This is a genomic window from Desulfobacter vibrioformis DSM 8776 (assembly GCF_000745975.1).
In the GTDB taxonomy this organism is placed as follows: domain Bacteria; phylum Desulfobacterota; class Desulfobacteria; order Desulfobacterales; family Desulfobacteraceae; genus Desulfobacter; species Desulfobacter vibrioformis.
Genome location: NZ_JQKJ01000004.1, coordinates 206129 through 223282 on the forward strand (window position 1 = coordinate 206129; position 17154 = coordinate 223282).

Annotated in this window: 5 protein-coding genes; 4 read left to right on the top strand and 1 reads right to left on the bottom strand. The window is 58.8% G+C overall.

Annotated features, from left to right (window positions below; translation table 11 throughout):
• The first annotated feature begins 166 nt into the window (after positions 1-166).
• From Q366_RS05265 to Q366_RS05280, 4 genes are all read left to right on the top strand, one after another.
• Entirely contained in the window at positions 167-12790 is a 12624-nt protein-coding gene (locus tag Q366_RS05265; RefSeq protein WP_051957833.1) for a hybrid non-ribosomal peptide synthetase/type I polyketide synthase, read from the top strand.
• Between the two features lie 156 nt (positions 12791-12946).
• Positions 12947-14269 carry a 2-hydroxyacyl-CoA dehydratase family protein gene (locus tag Q366_RS05270; protein WP_035236963.1) on the top strand — a complete coding sequence of 441 codons (1323 nt, stop codon included), beginning with the start codon at positions 12947-12949 and terminating at the stop codon, positions 14267-14269.
• Positions 14266-15048: an acyl-CoA dehydratase activase gene (locus tag Q366_RS05275; protein WP_035236964.1), complete on the top strand. Its 783-nt coding sequence runs from the start codon at positions 14266-14268 to the stop codon at positions 15046-15048. Before Q366_RS05270 ends, Q366_RS05275 begins: the two co-directional genes overlap by 4 nt.
• Before the next feature lie 15 nt (positions 15049-15063).
• The gene (locus Q366_RS05280; RefSeq protein WP_051957834.1) at positions 15064-16200 is read left to right on the top strand and encodes a 2-hydroxyacyl-CoA dehydratase subunit D; all 1137 of its coding nucleotides are present in this window, start codon (positions 15064-15066) and stop codon (positions 16198-16200) included.
• Positions 16201-16833: 633 nt separating this feature from the next.
• On the opposite strand, the gene Q366_RS05285 is transcribed toward Q366_RS05280, so the two are convergent.
• The coding region (locus Q366_RS05285; RefSeq protein WP_035236965.1) for a catalase-related domain-containing protein at positions 16834-17154 on the bottom strand (321 nt) is incomplete at its 5' end.

Consider the following 17154-nt stretch of genomic DNA (forward strand, 5'->3'; position numbering starts at 1 on the left):
TTGATTTTCGGTATATACTCTTCATGATCTTCATGATCTTCATGATCTTCATGGTAAAATAAAATATTCAGTACTTAAGTTAATGACATTGGGACAAAAATGATAAAAGAACAGTCTGATAAACGCCGCCGACCGGCGGCTTCTCCACATAAATAGGGATATCATAATGGCGTCAAATGCGAACCCCCCGTTCGATATTGCGATTATAGGCCTGTCATGCCGCTTCCCGGGCGCGGAAAACCCGGAAGCCTTTTGGGATCTCCTGGAAAAAGGGGGGGATGCCATTACCCAAATCCCGTCCAACCGCTTTGATGTGGATGCCTTTTACGATCCTGATCCGGAAAAGCCGGGAACCATCACCACACGCTACGGCGGTTTCCTGTCCCGGGTGGACCAGTTCGACCCCGCGTTTTTCGGTATACCGCCCCGGGCGGCAAATGCCATTGATCCCCAGCAGAGACTGGCTCTGGAGGTGAGCTGGGAAGCCCTGGAAAACGCCGCCATTGCGCCGGGCAACCTTAGGAATTGCCAGGTGGGCGTCTTTGTGGGGGTTACCGAGAATGACTATGCCCGGGCCGCGTTCCAGGCCCCGGCCCAGATCGACCTTTACAGCGGCACCGGCAATCTCCAGGCATTTGTGGCCGGGCGCATCGCCTATGCCCTGGGCGTTCAGGGCCAGGCCCTTTCCATCAACACGGCCTGTTCCAGCTCCCTTGTGGCTGTTCATTCGGCCTGCCAGGCCCTGCGCCTGGGAGAGTGTGAACTGGCCCTGGCAGGCGGGGTCCAGGTCATACTCAGCCCCCACAACTATATTTTCCTGTCCAGGTCCAAGGCCCTGAGCCCGGACGGGCGCTGCAAAGTATTTGACGCGGCTGCCAACGGCTTTTCCCGGGGGGAGGGGTGCGGCATGGTGGTGCTCAAGCGCCTGGCCGACGCCCGGCAGGACCGGGATAATATCCTGGGCGTCATTCGCGCAAGCGCCGTTAACAACGACGGCTTTTCCGGCGGTTTGACCGTGCCCAATGTCGCGGCCCAGGAACGGCTGCTGCGCACGGCCCTGGAACGGGCCAATCTTAGGCCCGGCCAGGTCGGTTATCTGGAGGCCCACGGCACGGGCACCATACTGGGAGATCCCCTGGAGATGCAGGCTGCGGGCAGGGTGTACGGCCCTGGCCGGGACCCGGGACAGCCCCTGGTCATTGGTTCGGTAAAAGGCAACATAGGCCATTCCGAAGCAGCCGCGGGCATTGCCGGGCTCATCAAGGTGATCCTGGCCATGGGGCACGGCCGGATTCCCGGGCAGCCCCATTTCAAGACCCCCAATCCGCGTATTCCCTGGGACAAACTGCCCTTCCGGGTCCCGGCCGGGACCATGGACTGGCCTGGTACACCCAAGATTGCGGGCATCAGCAGTTTCGGCATGAGCGGGACCAATGCCCATGTGCTGGTTGAAGCGGGTGAGGCCCCGGCAGTGCCTGGGGATGATGTGGTCCGGCGCCCCGCACACATCCTGCCGATATCCGGAAAAACCGGAACCGCAGTGGCGGACCTTGCTGCCCGTTACAGCCAATGGCTGGACCGGCACCCGGACATCCCTTTGGCGGATATCTGCTTTACCGCCGCCACCGGGCGGGACCATTTTGCCCACCGGGCAGCCCTCGTGGTTGAAACCCTGGACCAGCTTTCAAAAAGCCTGTCCCAGCCGCCCCGGACCCAGCCCGGGCCGGCCCCTGTGACGGTGATGCTGTTCACCGGCCAGGGCAGCCAGTACAGCGGCATGGGCCAGGGGCTTTATGACACCCAGCCTGTATTCCGGAACGTCCTGGATCAATGTGCCGCCATTTTGGAGCCCTTGCTGGATATCCCCCTCACATCCCTTGTTTTTGATCCGGTACACGGAGCACTGCTCAATCAGACCCGCTATACCCAGCCCGCGCTTTTTTCCCTGGAAGTGGCGCTGTATGAGTGGTGGCGGTCCCTGGGTATTGAACCGGATGTGGTGATGGGGCACAGCCTGGGCGAGTATTCGGCTGCCTATGCCGCCGACGTATTTTCCCTGGAAGATGCATTGCACCTGGTCACCCGGCGGGGCCGGCTCATGGACGGCCTGCCCCCGGGCGGGGCCATGGCCGCTGTTTTTGCCCAACCAGCCCAGGTGGACAAGGCCATCGCAGGCACAGGGCTCTCCATTGCCGCATACAACGGCGGTCACCAGGTCATCAGCGGGTCTGGAGCCGAGGTGAGCGCCGTGACAGACAGGTTTGAACAGGCAGGCGTGCGCATCCAGGGGCTGCAAACCAGCCAGGCCTTTCATTCCGCCCTGCTGGACCCCATACTGGATGAGTTTGTCCAATTTGCGGCCACCCTTCATTTCCAGCCGCCCCAGCGCACCCTGGTCAGCAATCTGACCGGAAAGGCATTTGCCCCGGGTGAGGTGCCGGACAGCGACTACTGGCGCCGCCACAGCCGGGAACCGGTGCAGTTTGCCCAAAGCTGTTCGGCTGCGGCAGAACTGGGCGGCAACATCCTGCTGGAAATCGGTCCCCACCCGGTGCTGGCTGCCATGGCCCTCCATTGCTGGCCGGACAGGGAAAGCCCGGTTGCGGCGGGCAGCCTGCGCCGGATAATTGAGGACAACCGGCAGACCGCCCAGGCCCTGTCACGCCTGTACATGGCCGGGGCCAATCCCGACTGGGCCGCATGGGACGCCCCATGGCCCCGGTGCAAAGTGGGGTTGCCCACATACCCTTTCCAGCGGCGCCGCTGCTGGGTGGAAACAACAGAGACGATTGACGCCTTCCCTCATCCGGCAAACGATGTAACAGCCGCGCCAGAGGAACCAGCACCCCGGGCTTCCCAGGAAAAGGAAGCTCCCCTGATTCATCGCCTTCAGCAGGCATTACAGGCCATCATGGGGCTGGACGATTTGCCGGATCCTGATACCAATGTCTTTGACCTGGGGCTGGATTCCCTCATGGCTGTGGAGCTGCGCAACCGGATCCAGGGTATCACGGGCCGGGAAACCGATCTGTCAAGCGCCCTTATCCTGGCCCACCCGACACTGGCGGGCCTTGCGGCCCACCTGACCGTTGAAGGCAAAACAGGCGAAATAGACGAAACAGGCGCCCGGGGCCAAACCCGTTTTACCCCGCTGTCCGCGGGCCAGCAGGCCCTCTGGTTCATCTACCGGGACGCCCCGGAAAGCCCGGCTTACAACACCGGGCTGCTGCTCCGGTTCGAAACCGCACTGGATGCGGACCTGCTCAGGCAGGCCCTGCAACGGCTGGCGTCGCGCCATGCCATGCTGCAAACCCGTATTGCTGAAAAAGACGGCCAGCCCTGCCAATGGGCGGATCCGGACCTGGAACCGGCCTTTCGCCAATGGGACGCCTCGGCCTGGGATGAAGGCCGGCTGATGGATGAGGTGCGGCAAGCCTCCCAACAACCTTTTGTGCTGGAGCAGGGCGTTTTCCGGGTGGACGGATTCCTGGATGCCCGGCAGGGGCCCCTGGTGCTGCTGGGACTCCATCACATTGCCGGGGATGCCCGTTCCATGGCCATCCTGGGCCGGGAAATCTGTGCGCTTTATGACGCGCAAATCCAGGGCAAAGAACCGGATTTACCCGCATTACCGGCCAGGTATGCTGATTTTGTCCAATGGGAAAAGGATCTGCTGGCCGGTGAAGAAAAGGAAAAGATGGCTGCCTATTGGCACCAGGAGCTGGCAGGCCGCCTGTCCATTCTCCAGCTTCCCACGGACCGGCCCCGGCCAAGGCTGCAGACCTTTAACGGCGCCTCCCTGCGCTTTACCCTGGCCCCGGAACTGACCGACCGGCTCAGGATACTGGCCCGCCAGGAGCAGTGTACCTTGTTCACCGTGCTGTTCACCGCTTTCCAGATCTTGCTCCACCGCTATACCGGCCAGGAGGAGATCCTGCTGGGAGTCCCCACTTCCACGGTCCGGGGCCGTCGGGAATTTAACGACATGGTGGGGTATCTGGTCAATCCCATGGTTGTGCGCGCAAGTTTCCCCAGGGATGCACAGACAAGCTTCCGTGAAAAAGCTGCCATGAACCAGCACCGGATATTTACCGGACTGGACCACCAGCCCTATCCCTTTCCTTTGCTCATGGAACAATTGCAGCCGGAACGGGACCCCAGCTATCCCCCCCTTGTCCAGGCGCTTTTCGCCTATGAGACCCGGGCCCTGATCCCCAGGCGGTTTTTCAGCGGAGGCGTGGCAGCCCACAGCATTGCCCTTGACCAGATGGAGGGGCAGTTCGATGTGTCCATGACCTTTGACGATGATAAGAATGCCCTGTCAGGTACCTTAAGCTATAACAGGGATCTCTTTTTTCCTGAAACGGCCCGGCGGATGTCGGAGCACCTGCGGGTGCTCCTGGAAGGTATCGCGGTGTTCCCGGACCAGGAGATCCATACCCTGCCCATGCTCACCCCGGCGGAAACCCGGCGCCTCATGGAGTGGAACCGGACCGGAAGATCGTTCCCCGCCGGCAAAACCATTGTCGAGCTGTTCGAAACCCAGGTGGAGAAAACGCCTTCTGCCATTGCTGTGGTGTGTGAAGAGGAACGGCTGACCTACCGCGAACTCAATGAACAGGCCAACCGGCTGGCCCATTACCTGGCGAAATATCTGGCGGACCGGCAGAATCCTTTGATTGCCATTGCAGTGGAGCCGTCCGCCGGGATGGTCATTGGCCTGCTGGGAATACTCAAGGCCGGCGGGGCTTATCTGCCCATCGACCCCGCCTATCCGGCGGAGCGTATCAAGTATATGCTGGCGGACAGCGGCGCGCCCCTGGTGTTGACCCAGACCGGATTAAAAACGCGCCTGCCCATTGACACGGCGGCGCATGACGTGATCTGCCTGGATGACGACAAAGGATTCCGGTCCCAGTCCGGGCATAATCCCCCGGCCCACCCCGCCGGGACGGACCTGGCCTATGTGATCTATACCTCGGGGTCCACCGGGAAGCCCAAGGGCGTGATGATTGAACATGCCGGGCTGGTGAACCTGGCTTTTTCACAAATTGACACCTTTCAACTCCAGCCGGACAGCCGTGTGTTGCAATTCGCCTCCTTCAGCTTTGACGCGTCTGTCTCTGAAATCACCACCACCTTGCTGAGCGGCGGGGCCTTATACATCGCGTCCAGATACATCCTGCTGGATCCAACGGAATTTACCGCCCTGATGGGTGATGAAAAAATCAGCCATGTCACCTTGCCCCCCTCTTTTGTCCGCAACCTGCCAGGCCAGGCCCTCCAGGGGCTGAAAACCCTTGTGGTGGCCGGGGAGGCCTGTCCGGCGGAACTGGTGGCCCAATGGGCCGGCCAGGTCCGTTTTATCAATGCCTACGGACCCACCGAGAATACGGTTTGCGCCACCATGGCGGTCTGTTCCCCGGACCAGGAAGGTGGGGTCCACATTGGCCGGCCCATTCCCAATGTCCGTATCCATATCCTGGATACCCGCAACCAGCCCGTGCCGCCGGGCATTACCGGGGAACTGTGCATTGCCGGTGCCGGCCTTGCCCGGGGGTATCTCAACCGTTCCGGGCTGACCGCTGAAAAATTTGTGGAAACCCGGCTGTTCGGCAAAACCGAGCGCATCTACAAAACCGGGGACCTGGCCCGGTTTCTGCCCGACGGCAACCTGGTCTATATGGGACGGCTGGACCACCAGGTCAAACTGCGGGGTTTCCGCATCGAACCCGGGGAAATAGAGGCGGTGCTGGCACAACACCCCTTGGTCAAAGAGGCTGCCGTAACCGTGTATGAAACCAATGGAGACAGACGGCTGGCCGCCTATCTCACAAATTCGGCCGGGTCTCCTGAAGCGGAATCCGGGCTGGAACCGGCCCAGCTAAGGGAATGGCTGAAACAGCAGCTGCCCGATTATATGATTCCCAACCATTTCATGGTGCTGGACAGGCTGCCGCTGACCCCCAACGGCAAAATAGACCGCAGGGCGCTGCCCGATCCCCAGGCCGGAATTGCTGCCAAAGACAACAGATTGGCCACACCCACCGAAGAGATATTGTCGGGTCTGTGGTCCGGGCTCTTTCAAGGCGCAACCATCACCCGGCAGGCCCATTTCTTTGACCTGGGCGGACATTCCCTGACAGCCATCCTGCTCCTGGCCCGGATCCGGGACAGCTTTCAGGTGGAACTGCCGGTGCGGGCCGTTTTTGAGCATCCCCGGCTGGCAGATCTGGCAAAGGCCATTGAAGGGGCCATGGGCACGCCTGCCCTGCCGCCCATCCGCAAACAGCCGGACAGGTCAGCCCCGGACCTCTCCTTTGCCCAGCAGCGCCTGTGGTTCCTGAACCGGCTGGCGGGGAATGCCAGTGCGGTGTATAACATGCCCACGGTCCTGCAATTGTCCGGCAACCTGGATATCCAAGCCCTGAAGCAGGGTTTGAAATGGCTGGTCCGCCGCCATGATTCGCTGAGGAGCGCTTTTCCGGACCAGGGGGGGGAGGCACGGGTGCAGATCCAGGCCCCCGGTGACCAGGAGATCCTGGCCGTTCATGATCTCACCGGACTTTGTCCCACGGAACAGGATGAGGCCGTACGCAACCGGGCCGGCCGCCATGCGGTCCAGCCCTTTGACTTGAGCCGGGGGCCCCTGTTCAAGGCCGACCTGCTGGTCCTGGACCGGGAAAAGTCGGTGCTGCTGCTCAATATGCACCATATCATCAGTGATGCCTGGTCCATGGGCGTGCTGGTCCGGGATCTGGGCCAGGCCTGTATTGCCTTTGCCCGGGGCAGCGAACCGGATCTTAAGCCCCTTGACATCCAGTACCAGGATTATGCGGCCTGGCAGCGCAACTGGCTCCAGGCAGAGGTGCTGGAAAAACAGGAGGCCTATTGGCACCGGCAGCTGGCCAATGCCCCGGAACTGCTGGAACTGCCCCTGGACAATCCCCGGCCGGCCCGCCAAAGCTTCAGGGGGCACCGGTACCTGCACCGGCTGTCACCGGAATTGACCCGGAGCCTTGGAGAATTGAGCCGCAGGCAGAACGTGAGCCTGTTCATGACCCTGCTCAGCACCTATTATATCCTGCTCTCCCGTTACTGCCGGGTGGATGATCTATGCGTGGGCACACCCATTGCCAACCGTACCCACAGCGACACCCACGAAATCATCGGTTTTTTCGTCAACACCCTGGTGCTGCGGGGCCGGCTTGGGCCGGACCAATGCTTTGCCGACCTGTTGGCCCAAACCCGGAAAACCTGCCTGGACGCCTATGCAAACCAGGATATCCCCTTTGAAATGCTGGTGGAGCAGCTTCGGCCCAGCCGCAGCCTGGGCCACAGCCCCCTGTTCCAGGTGATGTTCGGACTGCAGAACAATGACCCGGTATCCCTGGACCTGCCGGGGATCGAGACCACGGCCCTGGATGTAGAGTTCCCGGTTTCCAAATTTGATCTGAGCCTCAACGCCGAAGCCCGGGACGGGGCCTTGTACTGTGAATGGGAATATGCCGCGGATCTGTTCCAGGCCGCCACCATTGAGCGCATGGCAGGCCATTTTGAGGTATTGCTCACCGCCGTTGCGGACAATCCGGCCCGGCCTGTCAAAGACCTGCCCATGCTCACGGCCAGGGAGACAGAGGCATGGCTGGCCTGGAATGATACGGCCACGGACTTTCCCGGGGACAGCACCATCGTGGACCTGTTCCAGGCCCAGGCAGACAAAACCCCCGGCGCCATTGCCGTCTCCTTTGAAGGACAAACCCTCACCTACCAAGAGCTGGATGAAAGGTCCGGCCGGCTGGCCCATTACCTCACCCAAAACGTCCGGAAACCGTCCGGGCCGGACGCGTTCCTGATCGCCCTGTCCCTGGAACGTTCCCTGGAAATGGTGGTGGGGGTCCTGGCCATTCTCAAGGCAGGCGGGGCCTATGTGCCCATTGACCCGGATTATCCGGCTGACCGGATCCGGTACATGCTTGAGGATTGCGCAGCACCCCTGCTGCTCACCCAAAGTGCCCTGAAAGCACAACTTCCCCTGGAAGCGTTGTCCCCCCTTTGCCTTCCGGTTTTTCTGGATGAAATTGATCTGGACGAGATTGATCTCTATAACTTGGCCAAGACCCTTCCAGACACGGCCATCCAGGTGAATGATCCGGCCTATGTCAACTATACCTCGGGGTCCACCGGGCAACCCAAGGGCGTTGTCGTTCCCCACCAGGCCGTGGTCCGGCTGGTGAAAAACAGCAACTTTGCCCAACTGGATTCAGCACAGACCTTTCTCCAGTACGCGCCGGTATCCTTTGACGCAGCCACCCTGGAGATCTGGGGCGCCCTGCTCAACGGTGCAAAGCTTGTGGTCATGCCGGCCCGGCAAAAGGACCTGGCCTCCCTTGCCAGGGTGCTGGGCCGGGAAAAGATTTCCATTTTATGGCTGACCAGCAGCCTGTTCAATGTGATGCTGGAAGAATACCCCGAAGCGCTGCAAGGGGTAAAACAACTGATGACCGGCGGGGAAACCCTGTCCGTATCCCATATTCAAAAGGCATTGGACCTGCTGCCCCATACCCGGTTGATGAACGGGTACGGCCCCACGGAAAACACCACCTTTACCTGCTGTTACCCCATCATGAACCAGCCATACCCAGGCTCCATTCCCATTGGCAGGCCCATTGCCAACACCACGGTTTATATCCTGGACCAGCACCTGCAACCCGTGCCCGTCGGCGTTCCCGGAGAACTGGTCACGGGCGGCCCCGGCCTGGCGCTGGGCTATCTCAACCGGCCGGACCTGACCCGGGAAAAATTTATGGAAATCGAAATCTTCGGTAAAACCCAACGCATCTACCGGACCGGAGACCTGGTGCGCCTGCTGCCCTGCGGCGACATTGAATTCCTGGGGCGCATGGATCTTCAGGTCAAGCTGCGGGGGTTCCGCATTGAACTGGGGGAGGTCGAAGCGGTTCTTGGCCGGCTCCCGTCTGTCAGGGAAGCCGTGGTCTCTTTACACGGGACCGGCGAAGACAAGCGGCTGATCGCCTATCTCACCGGGGAGAGATCCACCCGGGCAGGTTCCCTGATTGACCCGGCCCAGGTCAAGGAGGGCCTGAAATCCCTGTTGCCCGATTATATGATTCCCGGCCAATTCATGGTGATGGAAAAATTTCCCCTGACACCCAGCGGCAAAATTGACCGCAGGGCATTGCCCCTGCCCGGGGCGGAAACCGTGACCGGAGAAAAACCTGCCACCCCCACCGAAGAGGTCCTGGCCGGCATCTGGGCCACACTGCTGTGGCGGGAAACCGTGCATCGCCACGACAACTTCTTTGACCTGGGCGGACACTCCTTGTCCGCCACCCGGCTCATTGCCCGGATCAGGGACAAGTTCCAGGTGGAGTTGCCGGTGAGCGCGGTTTTCGAGCATCCCCGGCTGGATGCGCTGGCCAATGCCATTGATACGGCCAACGCCCCGGCCAGCCTGCCTGCCATCCGCAAACAGCCGGATGGGGCTTGCCAAGTCCTCTCCTTTGCCCAGCAGCGCCTGTGGTTCCTCAACCAGCTGGAAGAGAGCGGCCCTGATGTGTACAACATGCCGGCGGCCCTGGAATTGAGGGGGGAGCTGAATGTCGGGGCCCTGGAGCGCAGCCTGGAGTGGTTGGTCTGCCGCCATGACGCGCTCAGGAGTACCTTTCCCACCCGGGACGGACACCCCGTGGTGCAAATTCATGCCCCCGGCGAAATAAAGGTTCTGGCCATCCACGACCTGACCCTTCAAGATCCGGCCGGACTGTCCCCGGCGGCCCAGGACAAAGAGATTCAAATCCATGCCCGGCGCCATGCCGGCATCTCCTTTGACCTGGACCAGGGCCCCCTGTTTAAGGCTGACCTGCTGCGTCTTACAGCCCAAAGATCAGTACTTCTGCTGAACATGCACCATATCATCAGTGACGGCTGGTCCATGGGCGTATTCATGCGGGACTGGCACCAGGCCTATACTGCTTTTGCCCAGGGCAGAGCGCCGGACCTGCCTCCCCTTGCCATTCAGTACGGTGATTACGCGGCCTGGCAGCGGGAGTGGCTGCAAGGCGAGGTCCTGCAACGGCAGGTGGACTATTGGCACGGGAAGCTGGCCGGGGCCCCGGAACTGCTGGAACTGCCCCTGGACACCCCCCGGCCCCCCCTGCAAAGCTATCAAGGCGCCCACTATTTCACGGCTTTGCCACAGGATTTGGCAAAAGCGCTCAACGGCTTGAGCCGGGAGCAGAACGTGAGCCTTTTCATGACCCTGCTCACCGGGTTTTACATCCTGCTTTTCCGGTACAGCCGCATGGATGATCTCTGCGTGGGCACCCCCATTGCCAACCGCACCCACACCAGCACCGATGACCTGATCGGGTTCTTCGTCAATACCCTGGTGCTGCGGGGCCGGCTTCATCCGGGCCAGAGCGTGGCCAGCCTGCTGGCAGACACCCGCACCACCTGCCTGGAGGCCTATTCCCACCAGGATATTCCCTTTGAGATGCTGGTGGAACGGCTGAAACCCACCCGCAGCCTGAGTCACAGCCCGTTGTTCCAGGTGATGTTCGGACTGCAGAACAATGACCCGGTCCCACCGGACCTGCCGGGCCTGGCAGTCACCTCCCTGCCTGTTGATTATCCCATTGCCAAATTTGATTTGAGCCTGAACGTGGAGGAGCGGGACGGGGAACTGATTTGCTGGTGGGAATATGCCACCGACCTGTTCCAGGCATCCACCATTGAGCGGATGGCCGGCCATTTTCAGGTGCTGCTGCAGGCCATGGCAGACAACCCGGACCAATTGGCCAGCCGCCTGCCCATGTTCACCGCAAAGGAGACGGCCTTGGTGCAGTCCTGGAATGATACGGCCGGGGATGTGCCAAAGGAGACCATTGTCCGCCTGTTTGAACAACAGGCAGCAAAGCAACCTGACCACATTGCCGTGATTTGTGAAGAAAACCGGCTGACATACGGACAACTGAATGAAAAGGCCAACCAGACCGCCAGCCTTCTGTTATCGCTTCCTGAATTTAAAACAGGGCATAATCCCCTGGTGGCGGTATTCATGGACCGTTCCCCGGAAATGGTCATCGCTATCCTGGCCATCCTTAAATCAGGGGGCGCCTATGTGCCGGTTGACCCCGCCTATCCCGGGGCCCGTATCCGCCATATCCTGGATGACAGCGGCGTGGCCCTGGTACTGACCCAAAGCGCCCTGAAGCCACGGCTGTCCCTGGGGGAACCGGAACAGGCTTTTACGGTGGTCTCTTTGGATGCGCTGGACCTGGCCGGCCACCCCCGGCAAAATCCGGCCATGAACATTGATGCGGCTGACCTGGCATATGTGATCTACACCTCAGGCACCACCGGCAACCCCAAAGGGATCATGATCCATCATTTTGGCTTAAGCAATCTTATCCGGTCGTCCATTGATATGTATGACCTGACAAGCCGTGACAGGGTATTGCAGTTTGCCTCGCTCAGTTTTGATACCGCCGTGGAAGAGATCCACATGACCCTGGTTGCGGGGGCTGGGCTCATCCTGCGCAACCAGGAGATGATCGGATCCACCAAGGCATTCCTGGCAGCCTGCGCGGCCCATGAGCTGACGGTGCTGGACCTGCCCACGGCCTTTTGGCACAGCCTGCTGACAGACCTGCCCGCCATTCGAAAACTATGGCCCCAAAGTATCCGCCTGGTGGTGATCGGCGGTGAGGCGGTTTCTGCTGAACATGTTGAACAATGGCTGGCACTTTTCGGGCCGTTTCCGGTGCTGCTGAATTCATACGGCCCGGCGGAAGCAACGGTGGCGGCAACGGTTTTCCCCATCCAATCCGCCGATATTGGCGGGGGGGCCGCGATACCCATTGGCCGGCCCATACCCAACACCCGGATCTACATCATGGACCCGCATCTTCAGCCACTGCCCCCGGGTGTTCCCGGCGAGCTGTGCATCGGGGGCGCGGGGCTGGCCCGGGGCTATCTCAACCGTCCGGAACTGACTGCTGAAAAATTCATCGAAATAAACATCCCGGGGAAAACAGAGCGGATTTATAAAACCGGTGACCTGGCAAGATGGCTTCCCAGCGGCAATATCGAGTTCCTGGGCAGGATGGACCACCAGGTCAAGCTGCGGGGATTCCGCATTGAACTTGGGGAGATCGAATCCGTGCTCCGCCGGCACCCGGCAGTCAGGGATGCCGTGGCAATGCTGGTGGAAGAGGGGGATAACAAACGGCTGGCAGCCTACATAACAGGGGACTGGAAAGGGAAGCCGGACGACTCCGCCCTGGCCGCCCAATTGCAGGAATGGCTCAGGCAAAGCGTTCCCGATTATATGGTCCCTGCCCATTTTACACTGCTTGACTGTCTGCCCCTGACCCCCAACGGCAAAGTGGACCGGAAGAAACTGCCTGAACCGGAACGTTTAACTGCCACCAAAGGGTATGAGGCACCGGCTTCGCCCGCGGAAGAGATCGTTGCCAAAATCTGGACAGAAGTGCTGGGGGTGGCGCGTGTGGGCCGGCATGATAATTTTTTTGCCCTGGGCGGCCATTCCCTGCTGGTGGTGCAGCTGGTAAACCGTGTGCAGAGTCTGTTTGAAGTCAGAATTGTCGTGCGGGAACTGTTTGAGGCCCCCACGGTTGCCGGCATTACCCGGAAATTGATTGCCCATGAGCCCCAGAAAGGACAGGTGGATACCATCGCGCGCCTGCAAAAAGAGATAGACGGGATGTCCGAAGAGGAGATCCGGGCGGCCCTGGGTGAGGCCTGACTTATTTGCCAGGGAAGGTAGAGGTAACGTGTTTAATAAAGTATAAACTTTACTGGAAGCTATTTTTCACCATGAAGTTCATGAAGAGCATGAAGAGAGCCATTCTTCATGTCCTTCATGCTCTTCATGGTAAATAAGCCGTGTAAGAGGAGATGTATGTTATCTGATAAAGAGAAGTTGCTGAAAAAGTTGATGGCGAAAAAAGGGTTTGGCCTGCCCGGTGGAACGGCACAGCCGGCCAAATCCAAGAGAAGCGTCCAGTTGGAAAACTTCATGCGGGTCGTGGGCAATACCGGCCGGGCAGTTGATTTTTCGCTGCCCGAGCACAGCGCTGCCTCCACCGTGGAGCGGACAATTGCCAATGCAGGCGGTTTCCAGGATGCCTACCTGGACGACTCCCGGGTCATGTTCGTGGGAAACGTGGCCTGTTCCGAGATCGTGGCGGCCCTGGATTTCGTGCCCTTTAACGGGCAGGTTCTCTCCTATTTCCTGGCCGCAGCCGGGGCGGCCGGCGCGTTCCTGGATATTGCGGAAAAAAACCACCTGTCCAGGGATATCTGCCCGGTGGTCCGGTGCGTGCTGGGTGCGGCCGTGGAAAACTGCCTGCCCACCCCGGATTTCATTACCTTTGCCTATTTCCCCTGCGACAGCGGGGCCAGGATGTTCTACGCCCTGGCCGATGCCTACGACTGCCCCTGGTTCCTCCTGGATATGCCCGAGCGCCGGGGCAATGCCGCAGCCCAATACCTGGCCCAACGCATGAAAGAGATGGTGGCCCGGGTGGAGAACGCCCTGGGTATCGAAGCTGTTCCGGACCGTATTGCAGCCGCGGTGGAAGCGTCCAAAGAGACCATGCGCTATTACGAAAAACTGATCTCCCTGTCCCTGGCCCACCAGGTCTGTCCGTCGGTGCATAAGTTCACCACCGACACCACCACCCATCTGAGCAGGATGGGATCGCCCGGGGCCACCCAGGGGGTCCGGCTCTGCTATGAAGAGCTGCTGGATTCAGTCGAAACCGCGGGGCAGATCCGGGCCAAAGAGAGGCCCCGGGTGATATGGGACGGGCTGATGCCTTTTTACAACAATGAAATTATCAGATATATGGAAGAGGGGTGCGGCCTGGAAGTCATGTCAAATCTCTTGCCGGCCATGACCCAAAATATCGGCGGGTTACTGGCGGAAAAGGACCCTTACATGTATATGGCCAGGCGGCAGCTGCACTTTGCCGGCATTGATGATACAAAATTTGACGTGCTTGAGCCCTACGGCATAGACGGGATTATACGGTTCAACCAGTGGGGCTGCCGCCGCCACCTGAGCGTGAACCAGATTATCAGGGACCGCCTGACCCAATCAGGCATGGTCATGCTGGACATAGACGGCGACTTCATCGACAGCCGGGGCTATTCATTTTCCCAGGTTAAAATACGGATAGACGCATTTGCGGAGATGCTCAAAAACAGGAGTGAGGTATGATTACCATTGGTATTGATTCCGGTTCCCTTGCCACCAAGGGCGTTGTGTTGGGTGATGATAAAAAAATTTTAGGGTCTGCCATTGATTTGACCGGCGGCAGGAGCCGGAAGTCGGGTGAGCGGGTGTATCATCAGGTGCTGGACCGGGCCGGATTGTCGGAACAGGATGTGGCGTTTGTGGTGACCACGGGGTACGGGCGTGACAATTTGCCGTTTTCCGGCAAAAATGTCACCGAGATCACCTGCCACGCAGCCGGTGTCCATTTCCTGTTTCCGGATGTGGCAACCATCCTGGATATCGGGGGCCAGGACAGCAAGGTCATCCGCATCGGCAATGGCGGCCGGGTGGAAAATTTCATCATGAACGACAAATGCGCCGCAGGTACGGGCCGTTTCCTGGAAGTGATCGCAAAGGCCCTGGAGGTGCGCCTGGAGGATCTGGGCGCCATATCCCAGCAGACCGATAAAAATGTGGAAATCAGCAGCATGTGTACGGTGTTTGCCGAAACCGAAGTGGTTTCCCTGGTGGCCGAGGATACGCCTGTGCCGGAAATCGTGCGCGGGGTTCACAATGTGATCGTGGAGCGCGGAGAGATCCTGCTGGGTAAAATCGGATTGGTCGAACCCGTTGCCATGAGCGGGGGCGTGGCCCTGAACATCGGTGTGGTCAAAGCCCTGGAAAAACGACTGGGCCTTGAACTGAGAATCGCTGAAAACCCGCAGCTCACCGGTGCCCTGGGCGCAGCCGTGATTGCCCGCAACCTCATGGAAAAAAGATAATGGAAAAGAGATAATATGGATACCTTGAACACCCAATTGCGGACCCGCATCACGGAAATTACCGATATTCACCACAACCGGTTTGAGATACTCAAGGCCCTGGACCGCCCCAAGATCGGCTGGGTCTCCATTTATACCCCTGAAGAGATCCTGTACGCGGCCGGCCTGATTCCCTACCGGATCTTTGGGGAAACCTGCACCAAAACCACCAAAGCCTCGGCCTACATGCACCGGAACATTTGTCCCTATGTGCTGAGCTGCCTGGAAGAGGTGCTGGCCGGAAAACATGATTTCGCGGACGGTGCTGTCATTGCCAATGTCTGTGATGCCCGGCGGCGGCTGTTTGATGTGTGGAAATACTTCAGGTCCAATGATTTCGTCCATATGCTGGACCTGCCCAAGGAGATCGACGCCACAACCAAAGCGTATTTCATCACCGAGATGCAGCATCTCATGGCGGTGCTGGAAGAGCGCTTTGACGTCAAAATCACGGACCAGGCGTTGCGGCACGCTGTCTCAGTCTACAACCAGTCCCGGGAACTTATGCAGCGTCTCTATGATCTGCGCAACGACATCCACCCGCCCATTGCCGGCGAAGACTACATGTTCATGGTCAAGGCAGCCATGACCGGCCCCAGGGAGATTTTTAACGAAAAAATGACACAACTGGTTGAGGACCTTCCCCGCCACGGCAGGGAACAGCCCGTTGCCACACCCAGGATCATGATCTGCGGCAGCTACTTTGACCATCCCCATATCATCCGGGTGATCGAAGAGATGGGCGGCATGGTGGCATGCGAAGATACCAGCAACGGGGTAAAATATTTTGAAGGCACCGTGGACGAAGACAAGGAGCCCCTTGCCGCCCTTGCCGATTATTATTTGGATAAAGCCACCTGCGCGGCATTGTTCGATTCGGGCAAGCGGTTCGACCACATGATGGCGCTGATCAGGCAATATAAAGTGGATGCCGTAATATACGTATCCCTGAAATTCTGCGACAACAACCTGATTGATTTTCACTACCAGCAAAAACGCCTGGCCGAAAAAAAGATACCGGTCCTGTTCCTTGAAACCGAGCGCATGGCCTCCAACATGGGCCAGATCCGCACCCGGATCCAGGCGTTCCTGGAAGCTGTCATGCTGTGGTAAAGCGGCTTTTTTAAAAAGTATTTGGAACCCTCACAGAAGTATGAACTTTCATACGGCCATGCAATCTTCGCACAAGTGATGCAAAATAGGATATTTGCCCTTGCCTGGCCATGGGCTGCATGGCCGGCAAAAAATTGTTCCCATCGCAGCTTGGCCGTATTTGGGGCAGGACTTCATGACGGTTTAATTTTAAATTCAATATCCCAATAAATTTCGGAGAACGGCAGTTCGTGATCCACAGACTCTATTTTTAGAACTTGATCCGCGCCTTTGTACGAACAAAATTCCCATTTGGTGTTATCGCGGCGTATGAATTTTCCCACAAGATGCTCGTCTTGGGAGACAAGAATGTATTCTTGAAGGCTTGGAATTGCCTGGTAATAAGGGTACCACGAACATTCGCGCGTAAATATACGCTAAGCAAATTTTATCATACGCGGACAAGATCCTCATCAAGAATATATTCACCGTATTTTACTCGTCCGATTTAATACCATAAAGGCTCAGTCAACTTTTCCTGGTATTGATTGAATATTCCCCTTTCCGCTTCACAAATTGACTGGTAAAAACTACATAGTTAATCGGTGCAGCTTTTACCAGTCCGAATAGATGCGGTTGATCGCTGATGTTTATCTATCGTGGAACTTTATCCAACGAAATGCCCAGTGCCTTGGCCACCCCTTCACCATAGGCCGGGTCGGCTTTCAGGCAGTTGCCGATATGACGGATTTTGATCATCTCCGGAGCATCGTCCATTGCACGGGCGGTGTTGCCGAACAGGGCCTCCTGTTGTTCCTTACTCATCAAACGAAATAGTTTGCCCGGCTGGGTATAGTAATCACTGTCATCCTCTCGCGCGTTCCAGTGAGCTGCCGCACCGCTCAATGCCAGAGGGGGCTCGGAGAAGTCTGGCTGTTCTTGCCATTCACCATAGCTGTTTGGCTCGTAGCCAAG